This is a genomic window from Mucilaginibacter terrae, assembly GCF_031951985.1.
GTDB classification, from domain to species: Bacteria; Bacteroidota; Bacteroidia; order Sphingobacteriales; family Sphingobacteriaceae; genus Mucilaginibacter; species Mucilaginibacter terrae_A.
In genome coordinates this window covers 2,619,188-2,643,492 of the sequence record NZ_JAVLVU010000001.1, presented here as the reverse complement: position 1 = coordinate 2,643,492, position 24,305 = coordinate 2,619,188, and the positions used below count along the sequence as shown (strand labels likewise).

The following is a 24,305-nucleotide window of genomic DNA, read 5'->3' as shown; positions in this document are numbered from 1 at the left end:
AATGACAGGTTGGAGAGATTTTCAAATCAAAAAGAGCATATGGTATTCAGCGCACCCGGCCAGGAGCTGCCTGCGGGGTGGAAGGTATTGCGATGAATAGGCGTTTTGGTTACTTTGGGGCAATGCCAAAGCAATAGCCTCAGCAGCTAATGAGCGCTCGCCGAGATAAAAAATCGACGACGGCACAAGTAGCCACCACACAACCAACCCTACATACTTGCGCCAGAGAAAAGCGGGTTTATATAATTAGTAGCGTGCCATTACCCCCTTGTAACCCGGCTCAATACATTTTCTTACTCACTACACCCTTCCTATATTCCTTTAATTCTCGCAACTGTAAATCGCCCTCGGCATCCGGACTAAATGTTTTCACTAACGAATCGATAGCTTCGTGTTTATGAAAATATACTTCTTTAAACTCCACACGGTTTGAGCCAATGATGTACGTCCCCCGGGTAAGTACCGAATCGTTACGGGTGGCTTTCATCCAGGCACTGCACAGGCTGCCCTTTTGCCCGGTGCGGTATACTACAAAAAAGGCACCGTCAACATTATTGTCGTGTACATAATAGTTTTCTTCGTACAAGTTGTAGCTAAACTTACCCAGCGTAAAGCTTTTAAGCAGTTTTTGCTGTGGCCAATTAAACGCCACCACACCTAAGAAAACAATAGGGGTTAATGCAGCCTTTTTCATGCGGGTATAGTCAAAAAAGTTTAGTTTATTGCAGCTACAGGTTCATTATCAAAAGCGGGCCTGCGCATGGGTTGCATTTGCCAGTAAGTTAGGCTGCGCCAAACCCACTCCAACGGGCCAAATAAAAAGTACTTCATCCACAGCGGACTAACAATCAATTGTATAACCCATATGGCGGCTACCACAAAGTATAACTGGTAAAATTCGAGCTCGGCAAAGTAGTTGAGGCCATAGCCAAAGAAGAACAGCGTACAAAACACCGTTTGCATAATATAATTGGTAAAAGCCATTTGCCCTACGGCTGCCAAACGTTTGGTAAACGCCCTCCATACACCGTGCTTTACCAATAAAATGAGCACACTGGCATGTGCCATTACCAGCAAGATGCGTTGAAAGGGATAAATTAATCCCCACCACGACATGGCATGCGTTTCGATGTAGGTAATGGCCGCCGCACTATCCGAAGGCTCGGTAAAATCATGGTAGTAATCGATCATAACCAGGGGCAAGCCAATGGCGTAACCAATGAAGGCCGTGCGTTTATATTGAGCATCCGTCCAACCGCCCGATATAAACTGCCACTTGTACAGCGCCATGCCCAGCATCATGAGCGCTAATACATCCCAAATTAAAAAGATAAGGTATTTAGTTTGAAAGCCCCACGTAAGCGGACGGATATATTGAGCCACCCCACTGTAATCAGATTTCATGCTGCGGGTATGGGCGGCAATAATAGTTTTGTTGGGTAAAAATTCCTTTTCGGTAGCGCTCCAGGTGGTAATGGCCTCTTTTTGCTCTTTCGACAGCGGCTTGTGCTGCTTTTCGATAGCAATTGCCTTATTATATTCTAAACGCTGGTTACGCACATTTTGGTAAAAAAGCGCAGAGCCCGTAAAATCAATTATGGCTACAAGGGGCACCCCCATAGCCAGGTAGCGCGGCTTCATATTACGGAAAAGAAAGGCCAGCATGCCTACCATGCCGTAACCATATAAAATATCACCTTCCCAAAGCAGCACGTGAGCATGTATCAACCCAAAAAGTACAAGCCACCCCATGCGCCTGTAAAATAGCCCTGTTGATGAATGCCCTGCATCTTTTTTACGCATTACAAATAGCAGTATGCCAGCCCCAAAAAGCATGGAGAACAGTGCCCGCATCTTGCCTTCAAAAAACACATCAATAATGGCATCGGTCCAAAAGTTAATACTGTGCCAGTCTTGGTGAAACACTTCAGAAAACTGCTCGGGCATGGCAAACGCCGGGATATTCATCATGAGGATGCCCAGCAGGGCCACCCCACGCAAAATATCAATAGTTTGAATACGGTCGGCCTGAGCCACCGGTTGTGCCTTGGTTGAGGGGTTGGGTTGCATAAGGTTAATGAGGTGTTAAATATTAACAGTACTAATTTACCGCTTTTTCAATTGGTTATTAAGGGTTTAACTCTTTTTAACAACTAAAACTTAAGTAATGTTAAATACGAAAACCATCTCTTTGTTGGAGATGGTTTTTCAGTATTAATTAGCTAATTTGATAGATGATTTACGTACGTTTCAATCAACATACTTTCCTGTCAAAGCTTTATGTTCAATACTTTTGGCAAACAGCGGAGTTTCTTCATGATTATGTACATCCGATGCAGCCTGACGGGCGGCCGCTGCTTGAGCTAAGGTGATGCCGTGTTCATTTATAAAGGTCATAAATTCGGGGGTGGCAGTTGCGTGTATTTCGTTGGTGTACTCGCAGGTATTTTCGCCAATGGCTACGGCTTTTAGTTCCCATAACACCTGTACACGGCTGTTACCATTCTTGGTGATCACGTCAGACAGGGAAAGCATACGACAGTAATCGGCACGATACTCGGTAGCTACATAGTGTTGAATAACTAAGGCATCGCCTATCATTTCTACATTAATTGACATAGGTAAACCATCGTAAGTAGTAGTTGAGCCTGCTGCAATATGATTTACTGAGCATTTTTGATATTCAGCATCGGGCAGGTTCAGTAGCCAATCGGCAATATTTACTTTTTCAATCGGAGCATTGATAACTGCTTTTACAACTGAGTGCGATAATGCATTTTCGGGGGTTTGTTGAATTTCCATGGTGTTATGTTTTTTTAATCGTTAATCCAAAGTTCTGCACAATTCCTTAATCGTTAAAATTGATTTTTCCATTGTAATATATTGACATAACCGATTTAGAATATATATTTGAAGAAAGCTTTAGCCATGGAACTGCGCCAACTCAAATACTTTATTAAAGCCGCCGAACTACAAAACTTTACCGAGGCGGCCAACCTGTCGTTTATTACGCAGAGCACATTATCGCAGCAAATAAAGCAGTTGGAAGATGAGCTGGGGATATTACTATTCGACCGCCTGGGCAAGCGCGTGCGATTAACCGAAGCCGGACAATTGTTTTTACCCTATGCCCAAAAAACCGCTAAAGATGCACAAGATGGCAGTGATATACTAAAAGACCTGATGAACCTCGAAACTGGCACCCTAACTATAGGCATTACCTACGGATTAATGCATGTACTCACCAAAGCCATTGAAGACTTTAGCCAGCAACGCCCTAATATTCGCTTGCTTATAAACTTTGGCACCACAAGCGAGTTATTGGCAAACCTCGAACAGGGTAAGGTTGATATGGTATTATCGTTTTTGCCGGTACAGCAAAATTCAGCCTATCATTCGCAAAAGCTATTTTCTTCGTCGCTATCTTTAATAGCCCATAAAAATCATACTTGTACAAAAAACAAACAGGTAAAACTTAAAGAGTTAGAGAAATTGCAGTTGTTGTTACCATCTGCAGGCTACAGCATCCGCAACTACTTTGATAAAATAACGGTAAAGCACGGGGTAAATATAAATGTACAAATGGAAGTGAACGATATTAATATGTTGCTGCAACTGGTTGATACCGGCAAATGGTGTACTGTGCTCATGGCATCGTCCATTTACCAACACCCCGAGTTGAGAGCCATTAAAATTACTGGTGATGGAATGGAGCGTGAAGCTACAATAACATGGTGGGCCAATACCTATCAAAAGAAAGCCGCGTGTTTAATGGCAGATTGCTTAAAAAAATATTCGGCCATATATAGTATTGATCAGTAATTAAATTCATTTCACCTGTCATAAACAAGGGCAATTTGGGTTTAAATATTACTTACGCTTCCACAATTTACCGGTATAATCCAGCTCTTCCAACCCCAAAGTAACTTTCTGTCCCGATTCAAAGCTGAACACCTCCTCAAAGGTATCCTGTAAATAGTCACTCATTTTTTGCTCGCTAAAAAACCAGCAAGGGTAAGAGGCATCATAAAATGCCGGGGGCACGGTTTGTATGGTAAGGCGGTCTTCGGGCTCGTTAATGAATGCCGTGCGGTCGATAATTAGATATGGGATGGTGCTTTGCTTAACCTTATTGAGCAATTCGTAAGGCTTTTCCATATACTGTAACGAACTGCTGAACATGAGCAATTGCGGCTTAGCCACAGCCAGCACTTCATCAAGGTTGTAATAAAAGTGCAGGTGTTCGTTCTCAAAGTTTTGTCGGCCTTCGTCAACAAACATTTTTTGTTCAATGAGATTCCATTGCAGGCTATTGAGGTGTTTTAAAAACGGATAGTTTTGCCGGTACGAGGTACCCAGCGAGCCGCCGTAATCAACAATGCTCAGGTTGTTATTATTTTGCGAGGCTACCCACAATAACGACGATAAAATTGGATAAAATATCTCCACATGCTGCTGGGCAATACCATCGCGCTCGTAATTGGCTTCGCCGTTTTTTACTTTGAGGGCGGCGGCTTTTACGCGCTGTAAAACACTATCAGCATTGTATCCTGTTGATCGTTTTAAAGCTTCCTGCCAATTTGGGTACTGGCCATGCCAGCCGTATTTAAAGCTGTAACGCACTAATCGTTTAACAATGGCGGGTATAAATTCTCCTTTTTTTAAAGGCATAAGTGTTAAAGTTGATCTTGTTGCCAATTTACAGCAAAATTCCAGCCGTGCATTCGCATACAACTTTTTCTACTACGGTTTTTACAAACAGGCACCAAGGCCCTATGTGTTAACCACACTATTGTAAACATTAAGATGCTTACCTTTACAGGCATCTAAAAAAATATTACTAAAATTTTTAGTATTCAAATAAATAACTTTATATTTGTTATACAATACAAACACGATGAGCAACGTAAACGCAGATAAATTAAAAGCATTACAGCTTACATTAGATAAGCTGGAAAAATCATACGGTAAAGGTACCATCATGAAGTTGGGCGATACCACCATTGAACCTATTGAGGTTATCCCTACTGGTTCACTTACGCTCGATTTAGCTTTGGGTGTAGGCGGTTTACCTAAAGGCCGTGTAATTGAAATTTACGGTCCCGAATCATCGGGTAAAACTACCTTAGCCATACATGCCATTGCCGAAGCTCAGAAAAAAGGTGGCATTGCAGCCTTTATTGATGCCGAGCACGCGTTCGACCGTTTTTATGCCCAAAAACTGGGCGTAGATGTAGAGAACTTACTCATCTCGCAGCCTGATAACGGCGAGCAGGCTTTAGAAATTGCCGATAACCTGATCCGTTCGGGTGCTATTGATATATTAGTGATCGACTCGGTTGCAGCCTTAGTTCCAAAAGCTGAGATCGAAGGCGAAATGGGCGATTCGAAAATGGGTTTACATGCCCGTTTAATGTCGCAAGCCTTGCGTAAGCTTACCGGTACTATCAGCAAAACCGGCTGTTGCTGTATATTCATCAACCAGCTGCGCGATAAAATTGGCGTTATGTTTGGTAACCCCGAAACCACTACCGGTGGTAACGCCCTTAAGTTCTATGCTTCGGTACGTTTGGATGTACGCCGTATATCACAAATTAAAGACAGCGATGAGGTATCGGGTAACCGCGTTAAGGTAAAAATTGTTAAAAACAAGGTAGCACCTCCGTTCCGTTTGGCCGAGTTTGATATCATGTTTGGCGAAGGTATATCAAAAGCAGGCGAAATTATTGACCTGGGTGTTGAGCATGCCATTATTAAAAAAGCGGGCTCTTGGTTTAGCTACGGCGACAGCCGTTTAGGTCAGGGTCGTGATGCCGTAAAGCAACTCATTATGGATAACCCCGAACTTGCCGAAGAACTGGAAAACAAAATTAAAGAAGTGGTATCGGGCGAAGATTTAGCCATCGAAGCCGAATAAGTTTAATATTTAGTTATAGTTTATATAGCCACTCTTGCTGCGCGCAGAGTGGCTTTTTTTGTTTATGATAGGAAACTTTAATATAAAACTACAAACAGTATCATTTTTATACCGTAAGCCTATATTAGTAACATACGAAATTGTAACGACCTATGTCAGCTTATATAAAACCAAAATCCTTGTGTATTGCATTCTTTTTTATGGCAACATACCACACTATGGCTCAAGATGTAAAAACAGATACCATAGATTTGGAACCTTATCGCACCGTGGTATTCAATACAGCCCAAACTAAAAGTGCAGTAAAAAGGCAAGTCTACATTCAAAGATTGAACAAAGAACGCGGGCTATATAATGATACAATTAGTATTGAACTAAAAGATAAAAACGGGCAACGCCAAACTTATATCATGTTTAACAAAGGAAAACGGGAAAACCCTGTAAATTATACGTACCTTAAAAGAGACAAACATACCGGATTTACCACAGTTGGAAAAGAGTACAATGAAGATGTACGGCGAATCGTTGATACTCTATTTAACAAAGATAACACTGTAGCATCTGTTAGTACTAAAGTTGTAAGAAAAGCACACACCACAATTCACACTGTTTATACTTACACATACAATGCTCTAAAACAGCCAACCAGCCGTAAATATTATATGAGTACCAACCTCGAAAAAAAGCCCAGACTTCTTAATCATCATAATTTTATATACGAGGGGAAACTGCTTAAAAGGGTTGAGGCAATTTTAAATCCTTACTTAAAAAATATTTTCTACGAAACCCTATATACCTACAACCCTGATACCTCATTAGCAAAAAAAGAACGCTTTGAAGTGAGAAACGGTAACAGAACGCTGCTTGAGTTTAACGATTATACTTACACTAACAAATTGCTAACTCAAGAACTTTACGGCTCATATTCACGCGATAAAGATGTAACCAAGGTTGAATACGAGTATAACGCGCATAAACAATTAAGCAAATTAAAGACAAGTAAGGATACTCTTTACAAAAACATACAATATACATATGTTGGCAATAAACTCAAAAACATTCATTGGGAAACCAATGCGAGGACCGGCCTGAGCCGTGAGCATTTTGCACCCATATTCACATATTCAGAAAGACGGATGCCCATAATATACGATGCCGAATATTATCATGATGCCGAAGGCAACTTCTTAGGTGTAAAACACTCACTGTTTGGTGAATTACGCACACACTTTGAATACTTGCAAGACTTTTTTGAGCCAACTAAATAGTGTATTTATTATCTTGGACAAAAGAAATGATGATATAAGCTTGACATGTATTTATACCTCATAGACTTATTTTACATCATAAAATTTAAATACTACAAACTATGGAATACAGACAATTAGGCGCATCGGGCCTGCACGTGCCGGTGCTAAGCTTTGGCACGGCCACCTTTGGCGGCGGCAACGAGTTTTTTAAAGCATGGGGCAGTACGCAGGTTGACGAAGCTAAACGACTGATTAACCTGTGCCTCGATGCAGGTGTTAATTTTTTTGACACAGCTAATATATACTCGAGAGGCCTGGCCGAAGAAATATTGGGCAAGGCTATTGATGGCAAGCGTAACGAGGTATTGATTTCAACCAAAGCCACCTTCCCTATGGGTGATGGCCCTAACGATTTTGGCTCATCACGCTTTCATTTAATTGAACAAGCCGAGGCCAGCCTGCGCCGTTTAAATACCGACCGTATTGATGTTTACCACCTGCATGGTTTTGATGCCAATACCCCGGTAGAAGAAACGCTGAAAGCCCTCGACGACCTGATAACAAGCGGCAAAGTACGCTATATAGCTTGTTCCAACTTTTCGGGCTGGCACCTTATGAAATCGCTGTCGGTATCTGAACGTTATGGCTGGGCACGCTACGTAGCACACCAGGCCTATTACTCTCTGCTCGACCGTGAATTTGAATGGGAATTAATGCCTTTGGGTATCGATCAAAAAGTGAGCACCATTGTATGGAGCCCGCTGGCATCGGGCCAGTTAGGCGGCAAGTTTCGCCGTGGGCAGCCTATACCGCAAGATAACCGCCGCAGCCAGGGCGGCTCACACGGTCCCGAAACCGACCTGGAGCGCTTATACACCATTGTAGATGCTCTTGACGAGGTAGCCGAAGAAACCGGTAAAACCGTACCACAGGTAGCACTCAACTGGGTACTGCAACGCCCAACGGTAGCTAACATCATCATTGGTGCCCGTAATGAAGAGCAACTCCAACAAAATCTTGGTGCTGTAGGCTGGAACCTAACCATCGACCAAATTAAAAAACTGGATGCAGCCAGCGAAGTGCCACCGGTATATCCGTACTGGCATCAGCGCCAAAATACAAAGCTGATACCGTTGCCAAAATTTTATTAATAATCATAAAGCCGCTTGATAAAAAGAGCGGCTTTCTTATTTATATCAATTCGTGATTATTTCACTTGGCGGCAATTCAACTTTTGGCAGATTGGCCGTTGCCTTTTCGCATTTAAGTATTTGATTTTCTAATATTTCGTTTTTGATTTTTTTCACCCTTTTATCTGCCTTTGCAGGGCCTTTAGCAAGATAGTCTAAAGCTTTGTTAAATTCATCTGCCATAAATGGAGCAACAATAGTTAGCTCATCCTTTTTACCATCTTTGGATTCATAAATTATATAATCAAACGGTCCGGCAAAGCGCATAGTGCCCGGCATTTTTGTTTTTATAACATACTCTTTCAACGGCTTTTGTCCGTTAAAAATGGAATTCAGCTTTGTTACTTGGGCTTCGGTAAGCTTATAAATTGTATCGGCTATCCCATTGTAGTATACTGATTTATATTTTACTTGTCCGTTTGCATCAATAACAAGCAAATCTTTTATTGTAGCATGTTTCTTTAGTTCATCCGTTTCATAAGTAACATAAGTCAGTTCTTTAAACGCCGGCTTTACTTGAGCCGATGCAAAAAATGATAACAATACGAAAAGAACGGATAAGTAAGAAAAGGCTGATTTCATGATAATTTTTTTAAAGCAAGTAAAATATTAATTTCAACAAAATTAACAAAGTACTGACAGGATTGTGTCAGCGTTCAATCTGTCTTGTCCTGAAATGAGTTTAAACATTTGGAAAAAAAATGGTAAAACTGATGAAGGATGAAATAATAGCATTAATGCTGCAAGACCGGGGTAACACCGGGCAATTTCGCGGTTTTCAGAAGATGAAATCGGAGAGGAGCAGGGATGAGCAAAGAAGGAGGGCAGCCGGGAGTGAGAGTGGTAAAATAACTAAAACACAAAGAGCGGAAAACAAAGTGTAAAGTAATATTGCTACTGCAAGACAACTCAAAACTCCTCGCTCTCCGCTCCCCGAAATCTCGCTCCAAAAAACTACGCCAGTTTTTTATATTTAATACGCTTAGGTGCTACATCGCCCAGGCGTTTTTTGCGGTTTTCTTCGTAATCGGTATAGTTACCTTCAAAAAAGTATACTTGAGAATCGCCCTCAAAGGCAAGGATGTGTGTGCAAACACGGTCTAAAAACCAACGGTCGTGACTAATGATTACAGCGCAGCCACCAAAGTTTTCTAAGGCTTCTTCCAGCGAGCGTAAGGTATTTACGTCAATATCGTTAGTTGGCTCATCCAGCAGCAACACGTTCGACCCCTTTTTTAAATTGATGGCCAAATGCACCCGGTTACGCTCACCGCCCGATAGTACTTCTATCTTCTTTTGCTGATCGCCGCCGTTAAAGTTGAATTTTGATACGTAAGCACGCGAGTTGATGGGTTTATTACCCAATAGGATGGTTTCCTGCCCATCGGTAATGTTTTCCCAAACCGATTTATCAGCTTTCAGGTCATCGTGCATCTGGTCAACATAGCCCAGTTTTACGGTTTCGCCCACGCGAAAATCGCCCGCATCAGGCTGTTCCTGCCCGGTAATCAGGCGGAACAAAGTAGTTTTACCCGCACCATTCGGGCCAATAATGCCCACAATACCTGCAGGAGGTAAAGAGAACGAAAGGTTTTCGAACAGTACCTTATCGCCATAGGCCTTGGTTACATTATTCACCTCAATAACTACATTGCCCAAACGCGGCCCTGGCGGAATAAACAATTCCAGTTTGTCTTCGCGTTCCTTAGTTTCTTCGGAGGCCAGCTTTTCATAGTTAGCAATACGAGCCTTGCCTTTGGCGTGGCGGGCTTTAGGAGCCATACGCACCCATTCCAGCTCGCGCTCTAAAGTTTTCTGGCGTTTGCTTTCGGTTTTTTCTTCTTGCGCAAGGCGTTTGGCCTTTTGGTCTAACCACGATGAGTAATTGCCCTTCCACGGAATACCTTCACCACGGTCGAGTTCCAGTATCCATCCGGCCACATTGTCGAGGAAGTAGCGGTCGTGGGTTACGGCTATTACGGTACCTTTGTATTGTTGTAAGTGCTGTTCCAGCCAGTCAATGCTCTCGGCATCCAAGTGGTTGGTAGGCTCATCTAACAGTAAAACATCAGGTTCCTGTAATAGTAAACGGCACATAGCCACACGGCGGCGTTCACCGCCCGATAGTACACCAATTTTGGTATCGGGCTCGGGGCAGCGTAGGGCATCCATGGCGCGTTCCAGCTTGGTGTCTAATTCCCAGGCGTTTACAGCGTCGATTTTATCCTGTAGTTCGCCCTGGCGCGCCATGAGTTTGTCCATGGCATCGGCATCTTCGTAGTATTCGGGCAGGCCAAATTTTTCGTTTATTTCTTCGTACTCATTTAATATGGCGGTTACTTCGGCAACGCCTTCTTCAACCACTTCGCGTACGGTTTTTTCAGGGTCGAGCACAGGCTCCTGGGCAAGGTAACCCACCGAGTAACCTGGCGAGAATACTACTTCGCCCTGGATAGATTTATCTAACCCGGCAATAATTTTTAATAATGATGATTTACCCGAACCGTTTAAACCTATAACGCCAATTTTGGCACCGTAGAAAAACGAAAGGTAAATGTTTTTTAATACTTGTTTTTGAGGGGGGTAAATCTTACTTACACCCGCCATCGAGAATATGATCTTTTCGTCGGCCATGTTTCTATGTTGAGGGCTCAAATATCAGCCAAATTGGTGGCATTACAAAAGCAAGTAACCGGCAATTATTGTTTGTAAAATGTGTTTTGAAATAAATATTAAAAAAATCGTTAACATAATTGCGCCTGCATACGTATTCAGTAAGTGGAGCAACGGCATAAACCGGATAGCCTGATATTACGTATGTCTTAATGGCACGCCGTTGTGACGAAATAACATGCTGCCTTATAATATGTAATGCTGTAAAAGATATTTGTTAAACTTTATGAAAAAGTTTAAATCAAATACTAAATTGCAAATGTAATATGTTGTTAATTACACGTTATTCTACAGTAAACACTAATACAAGTAAGCCGAAATCGTTCGGTTTAAAACAGATTACAATTAAATAACAATTTGCATGTGCCAACATTTAGGAGTTGGCAACATTGTTGTTAAACAATATAAACTTCCGCATGTGTACCCCTTTAAAAGAGATATTCATCCGGTATGTTAAACAAACTATAGAAAGGTACTCAATGGAAGCTAAATTTTCGCCACGTGTTAAAGATGTGATTTCCTATAGCCGTGAGGAGGCCCTGCGCCTTGGTCATGATTATATTGGAACCGAGCATCTGTTATTAGGATTAATCCGCGACGGTGACGGCATAGCCATAAAATTGCTGAAAGGCTTGAATGTGGATACCGCCAAACTGCGCCGCGCAGTTGAAGATGCTGTAAAGGGCACAACCGGCACCAATGTTCACATTGGCAGCATTCCTTTAACAAAACAAGCAGAGAAGGTATTAAAAATTACCTACCTGGAAGCAAAGATATTTAAGAGCGATATTATAGGCACCGAGCACTTGCTGCTGTCTATTTTACGCGACGAAGATAATATTGCCTCACAACTGTTATTACAGTTTAATGTGAACTACGAAATTTTTAAAGGTGAAGTAGAATCACACAAAAACATTACTGATGAAATGCCCGGATCTTCAACCGGCGGCGATGATGATTTTAAAGAAGAAGAATCATTTAGCCAGCCTAAAAAGGTTTCAGACATTAAATCAAAAACCCCGGTACTCGACAACTTTGGCCGCGATTTAACCAAAGCTGCCGAAGAAGGTAAATTGGACCCGATTGTTGGTCGCGAAAAGGAGATTGAGCGTGTATCGCAAATCCTGTCGCGCCGCAAAAAGAACAACCCTATTTTAATAGGTGAGCCGGGTGTGGGTAAATCGGCCATTGCCGAAGGACTTGCATTACGAATTGTTCAGCGTAAAGTATCTCGCGTATTATTTAACAAACGTGTAGTTACATTAGACTTAGCCTCATTGGTTGCCGGTACCAAATACCGTGGCCAGTTTGAGGAACGTATGAAAGCCGTGATGAACGAGTTGGAAAAATCTCCGGATGTTATCCTGTTCATTGATGAGATTCATACTATTGTTGGTGCTGGTGGTGCTTCGGGCTCTTTAGATGCCTCGAACATGTTTAAACCGGCTTTGGCCCGTGGAGAAATCCAGTGCATTGGCGCAACTACCTTAGATGAATATCGCCAGTACATTGAAAAAGATGGTGCGTTAGACCGTCGTTTCCAAAAGGTAATGGTTGAACCGGCTTCGCCAGATGAAACTATCGAGATTTTAACCCGCATTAAGGATAAATACGAAGAGCACCATGGCGTAACCTATACTCCTGAAGCTATTAACGCTTGCGTTAGCTTAACTGCACGTTACATTACCGACCGCTTTTTACCCGATAAAGCTATTGATGCTTTAGACGAAGCTGGCTCGCGTGTACACTTAACCAATATTCATGTTCCGGATAACATCCTGGATATTGAGCAGAAGATAGAGTTGATCAAGGTTGAGAAAAACCGTGTAGTTCGTAGCCAGAAGTATGAAGAAGCCGCAAAACTTCGTGATACCGAAAAGCACTTGCTCGAGGAACTGGAACAAGCTAAAGCAGCCTGGGAAGCTGAAACAAAGTCGAAACGTTACACCGTAACAGAAGATAATGTTGCTGAAGTGGTTGCCATGATGACCGGTATACCGGTACAAAAAGTTGGGCAAGCCGACAGCCAAAAACTGTTGAACATGACCAACAATATTCAAGGTAAAATTATTGGTCAGGATGATGCTATTAAAAAGCTTACCCGTGCCATTCAACGTACCCGTGCCGGACTGAAAGATCCGAAAAAACCGATCGGTTCGTTTATTTTCTTAGGTCCTACCGGTGTTGGTAAAACCGAGCTTGCTAAAGAGCTTGCCCGTTTTATGTTCGATTCTGAGGAAGCCCTCATTCAAATTGACATGAGCGAGTACATGGAAAAATTTGCCGTATCACGTTTAGTTGGTGCGCCTCCGGGCTACGTAGGCTATGAAGAAGGTGGACAATTAACCGAAAAAGTACGTCGTAAACCATACTCGGTGGTATTGTTAGATGAGATCGAAAAAGCTCACCCTGATGTTTTCAATATTCTTTTACAGGTGTTGGATGAAGGTCAGCTAACCGACTCGTTAGGTCGTAAGGTTGATTTCAGGAATACCATTATCATCATGACCTCAAATATTGGTGCACGCCAGTTAAAGGATTTTGGACAAGGTGTTGGTTTCAACACTGCTGCCAAAGTTAACCAAGCCGATGCCCATTCGAGAGGTGTAATTGAAAACGCACTGAAACGTGCTTTTGCCCCTGAGTTTTTGAACCGTGTTGATGATGTGATTGTATTTAACTCTTTAACTAAAGAGAACATTTACAAAATCATTGATATTGAGTTAGCCTCATTATTTGGCCGTATAAACAGCTTAGGTTACAAAATTGAGTTGACCGAAAATGCCAAAGAAGTAATTGCCGAACGTGGTTACGACGAGAACTTTGGCGCACGTCCACTTAAACGTGCCATTCAAAAATACCTCGAAGACCCGATTGCCGAGGAAATATTGAAAGGCGAATTAGCTGATGGTGACGTTATGGAAGTTGACTTTGACAAAGAAGCCAACGAAATAAAAATAAATGCTAAACACAACGGTGAAAGCAAAACTCCCGAAGCAGAGCAGCAGGGATAAGTTTTAATAACATAAATGCAAACGGCCGCTAAGAAATTAGCGGCCGTTTTGCTTTGTGGTGTGTGTTGTGTGATATGGTATTAAGGTTTGTGTTCTTTTTCGGCCGGGTCGTAATCAACCGGGAGTAATTTAGCTACGCGGTCGGTTCCCCAAGCTCCTTCGTATAAAAATGATGTTGGATTAATAATAATTCCATTCAAATCAAAAAAGGTATAGGGTTCCTTAATAGTCATGAGGGTAGCCGGATTGTTTGGCGCATTCATCGGTTTGTTTTGTAAGCTCCCATCATCACTTTTTTTAATGTAAACAATATACAAAATTTCGTTGTAACTAAGGGCAAAAATTCCTTTTACATCAGTGCGTTTTACCAAACTATCTACACGTAGCGGTTTGGTAACCAAATAATCAACCGTTTTAGGTAGGCGGTTTTGTTCGGCCCAGTAGTTGAGCGAGTCATTACGTTGAAAATTGTGTGTGCCATTTAGCAATGATGCCATTCTAAACTGTTTAAGTTTGGCTTTAATTAAACTATCAGGTTTCCGTTGTGGATTTGGCCTTCGGAGTAGTGGGAAGGTTTTAAAGCCAGCTTCGGTTAAAGTGTTGCTGATAATAGAACGGAAATAGTGCTCGCTTGAGCCTAAATATGCGTTTAAACGAGCCTTGCGCCATTTTTTTTGTTGCGATGATTTGCCTTGCATATCTGTAAACAAGGTATTGCCCATATAAAATGTTATACCGCTGCGGTAGTTACGTTTAAGCTCTACCAGGTTGTATTTGATATTATAGCCTAAAGCTTTGTTTTCAATTTCAAGATAGCCGTTAGAACTGGCTGTAAGTTCATTCTTGCTTTTGTCAAAATCCAAATTTAAGACCTCAGGGTTAAGTATCTTACATTGTTCAGCTTCGGGCGAACGGCCAAAAAACTCCTCCTTAAATAATCTGTAATTCTGTTGCCAGTTAGGATCGGGCTTAACCAATACGGCATTTAATTCAACTGTTTTGGGCGTAAGCTCTATGTACGGAATGTTGAGATTATTACTGATTAGTACCGTTTTATGAAAGGTTTCATATCCCACTACCGACACCACCATATCATATTGGCCTGGTTTTACATTACTGAGTGTATAACTGCCATCTTCGCCGCTTGCACTGCCTACGGTGGTATTACTTAAAAATACACTGGCTTTGGCAATAGGTTTTTTATCATACAGATTGATGATTTTGCCTGATATGGTATATTGTGCCCACGACAGTAGCGGACAAAACAGTAATAATATAAACCCATACTTCAGCATAATTCAAATTAACTAAAAATTTAGTTAATATTCAAAACAAAAAAGCCACGTTATTTAACGTGGCTTTCAATAGGTATATTCCTGGGAGGATTATTTAGTCATTTGATCGATGATAGCTTGGGTTACGCCGGTGTAGGAGAATCCACCATCATGGAAAAGATTTTGCATAGTAACCATTTTAGTTAAATCGGAGAACAGGGTTACGCAGTAATCGGCACACTGGTCGGCAGTGGCGTTACCCAGCGGACTCATCTTTTCGGCAAAATCAACAAAGCCATCAAAGCCTTTAACGCCCGAACCTGCAGTGGTGCGGGTTGGCGATTGTGATATGGTATTGATACGTACATTCTTTTTAACACCGTATTGGTAACCAAAGTTACGGGCAATGCTTTCTAACATAGCCTTATTATCGGCCATGTCATTATAATCAGGGAATACACGTTGAGCGGCAATGTATGATAAAGCAACAACCGAACCCCACTCGTTAATGGCATCCTGTTTCATGGCAACCTGTAAAATACGGTGCAAGCTCAAGGCCGAAATGTCCATGCCTTTGTGCGAAAACTCATAATTGTTTTCGGTGTAATGTATGCCTTTGCGCACGTTAATGCTCATGCCAATAGAGTGCAGTACGAAATCTATTTTACCGCCAAAGTGTTCCTGGGCCTGGGTAAATAAATTTTCAATATCGGCGGTTACGGTAACATCAGCCGGAATAACAGGGGCATTCACCTCTTCGGCCAGTTGATTAATGGTACCCATACGCAGGGCAATAGGGGCATTGGATAATACCAGTTCGGCACCTTCGGCTTTGCAGCGTTGGGCTGTTTTCCAGGCAATTGATTTTTCATCAAGAGCACCGAAAATGATACCCTTTTTACCTTGTAATAAATTATAAGCCATGTTCTTTCGAATTGTTAATCGGGGGGTAAAGGTAGAAATTATTTGTCACTAAGCCATATGTATAACAAACACGTTATCGCGGTAGCAGGCCATAAGAAATTCGTAATTGCTGTGACGGTTAATGTTTATATCTTCAACAAATCCTTCGCATTTTGCAGCGCACTTTCTCCCGGCTTGTCACCGCTCAGCATTTTAGCAATTTCGAGCACACGCTCGTCATTGTTTAGTTTGCGTAGTTGGGTAAAGGTGGTATCAGTTTCGGTATCCTTATACACAAAATAGTGACTTTGGCCTTTACTGGCAATTTGCGGCAGGTGTGTAATGGTCATTACCTGAAGGTTTTTGGCCAGGCGTTCCATAATAATACCCACTTTGTTGGCCACCTCGCCCGATACGCCGGTGTCTATCTCGTCAAAAATAATGGTTGGTAAGGAAGTATACTTGGCAATGATCGACTTAATGCTCAGCATGAGCCTCGAAAGCTCACCACCCGATGCCACCTTGCTCATCTCGGCCAGGTTATGGCCCTTATTGGCGGTGAACAGGAAACGGATTTGGTCGGTACCGTTTTTGGTGAGTTCTTTATCGGCGTTGTGGGTATGTTCAATTTTAATTTGAGCATTGCCCATGCCCATTTCGGCCAGGGTATCCATTACCTGCTTCTCAATATCTGGGAGGGCATTGATGCGGTTAGCCGATAGCTGTTCGGCAAGTCTTTCCAAATCGGCCTTTTGCAGTTTAATCTGTTCTTGTAACGCGTCTATTTCCTCATCGCCAAACAATGCCTGCTGTATTTTGCCCGAAAGATCTTCCTGTATGGCCAGTAGTTCGGCATTGCTGGTTACGCGATGTTTTTTTTGCAGGTTATAAATCAAACTCAAACGGGTGTTTACCTCGTCGGCCCGGGCCTCATTGGTTTGGGTACGTTGCTCCAGTATTTCAATTTCGGCAGCAATGTCTTTCAACTCAATAAGGGTGCTGTTCAAACGCTCGTGCAGCTCGGCAATATCGGGGTTGAATTTTTCGAGCGAAGCCAGCTGCTGGTTAGCCTCCTTTAGTTGTAACGTAACGGCCGATTCACCATCCTGCAACAAATACAACGCGCCGGTTAAGTTGCGCTTAATTTCTTCGGCATTGTTTAAGGTAAAAAGTTCTTTTTCCAGTTCTTCCTGCTCATCAGCCAGCAATGCGGCTTTCTCCAGTTCATCAAACTGAAACTGGTAATAATCAAGGTCGGCCTTGGCCTTATTGCTATCAGTTATTAACTGCTGTAACCGGGTATTAGCTTTTTTGTAAGCACGAAAACCGGATTGATACTCCAACAACAAAGGCTGATGTTTAGCCACGCCGTCAACCACCAATAGCTGAAATGCCGGATCGTTAATTTCGCGAGTGGCTTGTTGCGAGTGGATGTCGATAAGCTGCTCGCCCAATAGTTTAAGCGTTGCCAGGTTAACCGGCGTATCGTTCACAAAAGCACGTGATTTACCATCCGACGATATTTCTCGCCTTAACACCGTTTCTACTTCATAATCCAGGTCATTGTCTTCAAAAAATGCTTTTAAATGAAACCCGCCTATTTTAAAGGTACCCTCTATAACGCACTTTTTTTGCTGATTAAAAAAGTACTTACTCTCGGCCCGCTGACCCAGTATTAACGATAATGCACCCAGTATAATGGATTTACCGGCACCGGTTTCGCCGGTTATAATGTTTAGCCCGGCATCAAAACTAATGTCGAGGTTATCAATTAATGCGTAGTTATTAATGGTTAGCTGCTGAAGCATGTGTAAATATCCTTGTAGACAAAGATATTCAAATACCTAAATAATGTCTAACAATATTAGCATTTGGTGTTTTAAGCGTAAGTATAGTGCATAAAAAAGGCGCTTGTTAGAGCGCCTTTAAGTTGGTTAATTAATTGTAGGTTCAAGTATGATGATCTCTTTAGGTTTTTCTTTGATCTCAAGTTTTTCAACTTTTGTCTTTTTTAACTGATGGGTATAACCATTACTCATGTAAGTTGGGTTGCGCTTTTTAAATTCTGCGCTGTTCATATACTCGCGCACCCGTTGAGATGCTTGCTTTAAGCGAAGATGGGCCAATTTTAACTCTGGTGTGGATTGAAGCAGCTGCAGCTGTTTTTGCAAAGCATTCATTTGCTCACGGTAACCTTTCATTTTTGGGTTATGAAAAGCTTTGCCTATACTATCCGACATTAGTTTGATCGCGTCGCGCTGCTTAACATATTCGGCACTATTGTAAAATTCCCTCATTTTACCGCTTAGTATTCTAATTTCATCTTGCTGATTTTTGATATACTGGCTATGCTGATATTTGTTAAAGTTATCTGCTGCTTTTTGAAACGCCTTGTAACGCGCTTTATAAGTATTGCTGTTGGGGTTTGCTATATTGCCCAATTCTTTTTCAGCTTTTTCATAATTATCCAACGCTTTTTTATATTCGGTACTGTTGTAATACTGGTCTATGTTGTTGCTCAGTTCATCTATCTGGCTGTTTATTTTTTCTATTTGCGGATCGTTATTAAGTGCATCAAAAGATGAGCTTTGTTTTTCAAATCTTTCCTGCAACCCCTTTATTTCAGGCGATTCCTGAAACATATCCAATTTTTCTCCCACTTTTTCCAGCTCTTGCTGAAGTTTGAGATACTTGGGGCTGTTATAATACTTGTCTATAATTGCAGCCTGCTTGTCAACTTCCCTGGTTAAGCGATCCAGTTTTGGATCGTCAGAATAACTTACGGCATAACCAATATCTTCTGTTGATGCTGGTTTTGCAGCCTTGGGCAACTTTGGTTTTGATGTTTTAACAACCTTTAAAGTTTCAGGCATTTTGTGATGTTTGGGCAGCGTATCGGTTAATACGTTTTGCCGGGCATTAAATGCCTTTACCGGCCTAACCACTAATTTGCCATCTTTAAATTCAGGATTTAACCAGGCAATGCTGCAAATACTACCGGCTAACAGTGCCAGCGAAAAAACGAGGTGGCGAATGTTACCGCTTGGTTTTTGTGTTTTCATGATACGTTCTATTCGATTTAGGAGGGTGTAGTTTTTACCGGTGGCTGCAAGTGCCAGCGTGTTTTGATGTGTTTGTGTTTCTTGCAATTTGAGCAGGGCGTAGGCATAGTTTAAAGGTTGGCCGGTTACGCTCACTACCATGTCGTCGCAGCAGTTTTCGCGCTCGGTATTAATAATGCGGTTTATTAAATGCGTAAAAGGGTTAAAGAACATTACCGTAGCCAATAATTGTTGCATGTAGTTAACCAGGTAATCGTGCCGTTTTACGTGCGCCAGTTCATGTATAATAATGGCTTCAATTTCGGCAGCCGAAAGGCAGGTATATACCGATGCCGGTAAAAGCAGGATGGGCTTTAAATAACCGGCCACACATGGAACGGTAACGTACTTGCTTAAACCAATGAACACCGTTTTGTTTAACGAAAGTCTTTTTGCCAAACGGCTTACCTGCTCACTTAAAGCATCATTTTGTATAAACGATTGTTTGAGTTGGTTAAGCTGCTGCCTGTTCCACATTAATCGGGTAGTTTGCAGTATTAAACCGCACATGTATAATAAACTGATGTAGGGCAGGTGGGGGCGCAGGCTTAAGCTGTAATCCTGGTAAACCTGCACGGCCGATTTGCTCATCGCCTGTAACGTTAACGGGTAAGTTTCCTGCAATGCATCGTTGTTGCCCCAGTTTTGATCATAGAGTTGCATAACCAGTGTAAACAAAAACCACAAGCTAATGCTCATTAAAGCAGCAACCGATAAGTTGTATTTTCCGCCTGCACTAATGCCCGGCAGGGCCGCAAGCATAGCCCGTAATACCAGGTATACCAACAAGGCCTGCCATAACGAATGAATAATGGCGGCGCCTACCGCTTGTCCTAAATTATACAATACTGTTTCCATTGTTATAAGGGTTGGGTGTGGTTATTCAAATTTTTTCAGATAGTCCTTGATCGCATCAATCTCATCTTTTGATGCCTTGTGGTTGCCCAGTGCCTGCATAACCAGTTCGGCAGCCGAACCTTTAAATACCGTGGTGATAATTTTATCGAGCGCGGTTTTTTGTGCCTGCTGTTCGCTAAAAGCGGCTTGGTAAATATGTGTTTTGGCCGATGAATCACGCGTAACCAAGCCTTTGTCGTGCATGATCTGCATCAGTTTAAGCGTGGTAGTATAGCCGGCGTCTTTGGTCTTGGTTAATTCCTCATGCACATCCCGAACGGTACAGTTGCCTTTGTTCCAAAGCACTTGTAATATTTCCAGTTCGCTCTCTGTAGGTTTAATATTCATCATGTACGAATTTCTTCGTACAAATATCTACGATAGATTTCGTATATGCAAGAAAAAAATGAAATTATTGTTGCAGGGACTTATAAAGGTTCCCGTTAGCCGGGTCAGCCTGTAATAAAATGTTCATTGCTTGAGTGCGCATTTGCGGGTCGGCCTTCGAAAAAATGGAAACCAGCTCATTGCGTTTAGCCAAAAAGAATAGGGTTGGGAGGGTAGCACCAACACGCACACGGTCTAATTGAGTAAGCGACGGAAGGGCGGTAAAAATAGTTTGGCGTGCAGTGGCGGCATTTTCAACCATGCGGTCAATGCCTAATCTATGATAAGTATATAAAAACTCACGCAGCGGAATGTAGGTTCCGCTCATGGTGTTTTCGGATAGCCAGTAGCGGTTAGTGTTATTATCAAACGCTTTCCAGCCACGGTATGACGAGCTTTGTGCATTTATAACTACCGATTGTGCGTTGGCATAATACGGTGTTCCGCCAAATTTCGAAAAACTATCGTAATCAAACGCCAATACGGTATACGCGTAATAGGCCAATACCGATGCCAGGTTGCTTTGAAAGCTCTGGTTATTAAAGTCAATGGTTTGCCCTTCGGTATACGTAAAATCAAAATCGCGGTCGTTAATGCTAAATACCGGCGAATTATACGAGGCATTAAATACCGGACGGGTTGATTGTACCTGCAACTCGCCGCTAAAGCTGGTGCCGTTGTCCCAGGCGGTAATGGTTAAAATAAAGCTGCAATCAATTTTTTCATCAGGCTGTATGGCATCAGCGCTCCACTTGCGGCCATTCAGAAAATCGCGCATGGCGGTTTGCAGCGTGGTAAATATACGCTTGTTGGTAGTGGCAATTTTAGGCGATAGCACCTGTACACGTGCATTAAGGTCTTGCGCCGAAGCGGTAAAACCTATCAGGCAGGCAGCAATGTACAGGATAAGCTTTTTCATTTTATCAAAGCTATTATTTTATCACATATATCAGCAGCTACTTCGGTTTTGCTTTTGGTATCGAAGGTGGTTTTTTGCAAACTGCTGTCAATCATCGTTATCTTGTTGGTATCGAATTTAAAACCGGCACCATTATCATTCAGCGAATTGAGAATAATGAGATCGAGGTTTTTCTTATGCAGCTTATCGATGGCGTTTTGCTCTTCGTTTTGTGTTTCGAGTGCAAAGCCTATGAGTAACTGGTTGGCTTGTTTGCGTTCGCCTAATACCTTTAATATGTCGGTGGTCTTTTTTAAATCAATACAAAAGGTATCTTCCTTCTTCTTGATTTTTTGATCGGCTACGGTTACCGGGGTATAATCGGCCACGGCGGCGCTCATTACACAGGCATCGGCATTTTCAAAATAGGTGGTGCAAGCTTCAAGCATTTCGGCAGCTGATGTTACATCAACCCGCTTAATACCCGGCTGCTTACTTATTAAAGCCGATGGGCCACTCACTAATGTGATCATAGCACCTTGTTTAGCCAATTCATCGGCAATGGCAAATCCCATTTTGCCTGATGAATGGTTGCCTATAAACCTCACCGGGTCAATAGCCTCATAAGTGGGGCCGGCGGTAACCAGTATGCTTTTCCCGGTTAAGGGTAGCGTTTTATTTATATCCGCAGTGATGAAATTCAGAATATCTTCCGGTTCGGCCATACGGCCTTCGCCATGCAGCCCACTGGCCAGTTCGCCAGTACCGGGTTGAATTAGGATATTGCCGTAGCTTTTTAGTTTTTGAACGTTATTAAGCGTAGCCGGGTGTCGCCACATATCTAAATCCATAGCAGGCGCAAAATACACGGGGCATTTGGCCGATAGGTAAGCGGCCGTAAGCAAATTATCGCACTGCCCGTTAGCCATTTTAGCCAAAGTATTGGCACTGGCCGGAGCTATAATAAATAAATCGGCCCATAATCCCAGTTCTACATGGTTGTTCCAAACACCGGTTTCAGCCTCGAAGTATTTCACCAGTACCGGTTTTTTTGACAGGGTAGAAAGCGTAAGCGGGGTAATAAAGCTGGCAGCATCGGCCGTCATTATAACCTGAACCTCGGCCCCGGCCTTAACCAATAGCCTAACCAGTGTGGCCGCTTTGTAGGCCGCTATGCTTCCGCATACGCCTAAAACAATTTTTTTGCCTTCGAGCATAGTGCAAAAATATTATAAAAAAGCAGAATAAGGATAGTTGCCCGCAATTGCCCAATCTAACCCTCCCGGAGACGAGTTGGGTGAGCATAAAAAAACCGGATATTAATTACTTAATATCCGGCATATAAATTAAATCCTCCCTCCCGGGGGGGCAACTTACTCTTTGTTTGGGTTACGGAAGTAAACCTTATCTTCTAAAAACTCCTGAACGGCAACCAAAGTTGGCTTAGGTAAACGCTCGTAGTGTTTAGAAATTTCGATTTGCTCGCGGTTTTCAAATACTTCTTCCAGATTATCATTTGATGATGCAAACTCCGAAAGTTTTTGGTGTAACTCCTCTTTAATGTTGTTAGAGATTTGGTTAGCACGTTTCGACATAATCACGATCGACTCATACAAGTTGTTGGTGGTTCTGTCTAAATCACGCAAATCGCGGGTCACGGTGCTGCTTGCAACAGCTGGTTTATTATTAAGATCTTTGCTCATTTTCTTTATATTTTATTATTGCGGACTTTTTTGATTTTGTTTGTCAGTTATGGACTGTTGCTGCCCTGTTGAACGGGTACTGTCTTTAGCTATCTTTTTGGCCAGTTTGCCTTCGGCTGCTAATGCGGCCAGTACGCGTTTGGCATTTTCAATTCCACGCTCGCTATTTTTACGGAAATCAGCAACATCACCTTTGTACTTACTCTCCGGAAACTTCTCGTTAAACTGATCGGCAAAGGTAATAGTTTGGGTAAAACGATCTTCCTGGCGGTACTCGGCACTGTTTTTAGCATACATGTATTGTGCATTTACGATCAGGTATTCCATTTCTTCACCGTATTTAGTGTCGGGGTAATCGCGCAGGGCATTGTTGAACGACATTACTGCCGATAAATAATCGCCCATGTCAAAGTACAATTTCGATGCTAAGTAAGCTTTGGTTTCAAGCTTATCGCGTAGGTTTTGTATAAGTTTACCAGCCTCCACACTACGTTCGCTCTTAGGGTACAAGTTAATAAACAACTGAAGGGTTTCAATTGCTTTAGTTGTATTCTCCTGATCGAGTGTTGGGTTTGGCGAATCAAGGTAGTAGCAATAGGCCGACATATAACGGCACTCCTCAGAGCGGTTACTGGCCGGGTACATATCGGCAAAGTTTTTAAAATGGTAACGTGCCGAGGTATAATCCTTTAAATAGTAGTTAGCATATGCATAGTAAAAGAACAACTCTTCGGCCTCACCGTGGCCGCGGTATTTAGGCGTTAAAAGCTCAAACAGCTCCAATGCTCTTGAGTAGTCTTTTTTATTATAAAATTTTATGGCTTGCTGATATTGCTTAGCCCGGTCGTTACTCTCTTTTAACTTCTCGTAACTGCTTTTGCAGCTACCGGTTACAAGTATTATGGCAACAAATAAACCTGCAATTATAGCACGTTGCTTTTTAAACATCCTGCAAAGATAATTATATAATGTAAATCAGTCAATTATTTATTTCAGCCCGAAAATAACAGGCATATTGTTTACAAATGCATGTCAATTTTTTATTTAACATCTTTTAACTAAAAGATACCTAAAAGGAGCCCCTGCTATTTGTTGGCG

The 24,305-nt window shown here is 42.2% G+C and carries 20 protein-coding genes; 5 read left to right on the top strand and 15 right to left on the bottom strand.

Translation table 11 applies throughout. The features are described 5' to 3' along the window. Positions 1-280: 280 nt before the first annotated feature. The 3 genes from QE417_RS11135 to QE417_RS11125 all read right to left on the bottom strand — a co-directional run bounded on the left by QE417_RS11135 (position 281) and on the right by QE417_RS11125 (position 2,802). A complete protein-coding gene (locus QE417_RS11135; protein ID WP_311949946.1) occupies positions 281-694 on the bottom strand; it encodes a hypothetical protein in 414 nt (137 codons plus the stop codon). Between the two features lie 20 nt (positions 695-714). Beyond that, positions 715-2,070, bottom strand: a complete 1,356-nt coding sequence (locus QE417_RS11130) for a DUF418 domain-containing protein (protein WP_311949944.1) — start codon at positions 2,068-2,070, stop codon at positions 715-717. 180 nt (positions 2,071-2,250) lie between these two features. Then, entirely contained in the window at positions 2,251-2,802 is a 552-nt protein-coding gene (locus tag QE417_RS11125; protein WP_311949943.1) for a hypothetical protein, read from the bottom strand. Between the two features lie 108 nt (positions 2,803-2,910). On the opposite strand from QE417_RS11125, the gene QE417_RS11120 reads away from it, so the two are divergent. Further along, positions 2,911-3,822, top strand: a complete 912-nt coding sequence (locus QE417_RS11120; RefSeq protein WP_311949940.1) for a LysR family transcriptional regulator — start codon at positions 2,911-2,913, stop codon at positions 3,820-3,822. 48 nt (positions 3,823-3,870) lie between these two features. Here the strand turns inward: QE417_RS11120 and QE417_RS11115 are convergent, their stop codons facing one another. Then, a complete protein-coding gene (locus tag QE417_RS11115; RefSeq protein WP_311949939.1) occupies positions 3,871-4,671 on the bottom strand; it encodes a methyltransferase, TIGR04325 family in 801 nt (266 codons plus the stop codon). A 226-nt stretch (positions 4,672-4,897) separates the two neighbouring features. Here QE417_RS11115 and recA point away from each other — a divergent pair, with 226 nt between their 5' ends. From recA to QE417_RS11100, 3 genes are all read left to right on the top strand, one after another. After that, complete coding sequence (gene recA, locus QE417_RS11110) at positions 4,898-5,917, top strand: recombinase RecA (protein ID WP_311949938.1); 1,020 nt, start codon at positions 4,898-4,900, stop codon at positions 5,915-5,917. A gap of 200 nt (positions 5,918-6,117) precedes the next feature. Beyond that, positions 6,118-7,185 carry a hypothetical protein gene (locus QE417_RS11105; RefSeq protein ID WP_311949937.1) on the top strand — a complete coding sequence of 356 codons (1,068 nt, stop codon included), beginning with the start codon at positions 6,118-6,120 and terminating at the stop codon, positions 7,183-7,185. A 101-nt stretch (positions 7,186-7,286) separates the two neighbouring features. Continuing rightward, positions 7,287-8,318 carry an aldo/keto reductase gene (locus QE417_RS11100; RefSeq protein ID WP_311949935.1) on the top strand — a complete coding sequence of 344 codons (1,032 nt, stop codon included), beginning with the start codon at positions 7,287-7,289 and terminating at the stop codon, positions 8,316-8,318. A 45-nt stretch (positions 8,319-8,363) separates the two neighbouring features. Here the strand turns inward: QE417_RS11100 and QE417_RS11095 are convergent, their stop codons facing one another. Beyond that, positions 8,364-8,939, bottom strand: a complete 576-nt coding sequence (locus tag QE417_RS11095) for a hypothetical protein (RefSeq protein ID WP_311949934.1) — start codon at positions 8,937-8,939, stop codon at positions 8,364-8,366. 372 nt (positions 8,940-9,311) lie between these two features. Next, complete coding sequence (ettA, locus tag QE417_RS11090; protein WP_311949933.1) at positions 9,312-10,991, bottom strand: energy-dependent translational throttle protein EttA; 1,680 nt, start codon at positions 10,989-10,991, stop codon at positions 9,312-9,314. A gap of 518 nt (positions 10,992-11,509) precedes the next feature. On the opposite strand from ettA, the gene QE417_RS11085 reads away from it, so the two are divergent. After that, positions 11,510-14,044, top strand: a complete 2,535-nt coding sequence (locus QE417_RS11085; RefSeq protein WP_311949932.1) for an ATP-dependent Clp protease ATP-binding subunit — start codon at positions 11,510-11,512, stop codon at positions 14,042-14,044. Between the two features lie 80 nt (positions 14,045-14,124). Here QE417_RS11085 and QE417_RS11080 read toward each other — a convergent pair whose 3' ends face one another. From QE417_RS11080 to QE417_RS11040, 9 genes are all read right to left on the bottom strand, one after another. After that, entirely contained in the window at positions 14,125-15,339 is a 1,215-nt protein-coding gene (locus QE417_RS11080) for a carboxypeptidase-like regulatory domain-containing protein (protein ID WP_311949931.1), read from the bottom strand. A 90-nt stretch (positions 15,340-15,429) separates the two neighbouring features. Beyond that, complete coding sequence (locus QE417_RS11075) at positions 15,430-16,242, bottom strand: enoyl-ACP reductase FabI (protein WP_311949930.1); 813 nt, start codon at positions 16,240-16,242, stop codon at positions 15,430-15,432. A gap of 125 nt (positions 16,243-16,367) precedes the next feature. After that, positions 16,368-18,029 (bottom strand): DNA repair protein RecN, encoded by a 1,662-nt coding sequence (gene recN, locus QE417_RS11070; protein WP_311949929.1) that lies wholly within the window; start codon positions 18,027-18,029, stop codon positions 16,368-16,370. A gap of 126 nt (positions 18,030-18,155) precedes the next feature. Beyond that, complete coding sequence (locus tag QE417_RS11065) at positions 18,156-20,180, bottom strand: M56 family metallopeptidase (RefSeq protein ID WP_311949928.1); 2,025 nt, start codon at positions 20,178-20,180, stop codon at positions 18,156-18,158. Between the two features lie 21 nt (positions 20,181-20,201). Continuing rightward, positions 20,202-20,570, bottom strand: coding sequence for a BlaI/MecI/CopY family transcriptional regulator (locus QE417_RS11060; protein ID WP_311949927.1), 369 nt, complete (start codon positions 20,568-20,570; stop codon positions 20,202-20,204). A 61-nt stretch (positions 20,571-20,631) separates the two neighbouring features. Next, on the bottom strand, positions 20,632-21,525 hold the full coding sequence (gene porD, locus QE417_RS11055) for a type IX secretion system protein PorD (RefSeq protein ID WP_311949926.1): 894 nt from the start codon (positions 21,523-21,525) through the stop codon (positions 20,632-20,634). Continuing rightward, complete coding sequence (coaBC, locus tag QE417_RS11050) at positions 21,522-22,721, bottom strand: bifunctional phosphopantothenoylcysteine decarboxylase/phosphopantothenate--cysteine ligase CoaBC (protein ID WP_311949925.1); 1,200 nt, start codon at positions 22,719-22,721, stop codon at positions 21,522-21,524. Before coaBC ends, porD begins: the two co-directional genes overlap by 4 nt. Positions 22,722-22,877: 156 nt before the next feature. After that, on the bottom strand, positions 22,878-23,207 hold the full coding sequence (locus QE417_RS11045; protein ID WP_311949924.1) for a DNA-directed RNA polymerase subunit omega: 330 nt from the start codon (positions 23,205-23,207) through the stop codon (positions 22,878-22,880). A gap of 15 nt (positions 23,208-23,222) precedes the next feature. Then, a complete protein-coding gene (locus tag QE417_RS11040) occupies positions 23,223-24,155 on the bottom strand; it encodes an outer membrane protein assembly factor BamD (protein WP_311949922.1) in 933 nt (310 codons plus the stop codon). Between the last annotated feature and the right edge of the window lie 150 nt (positions 24,156-24,305).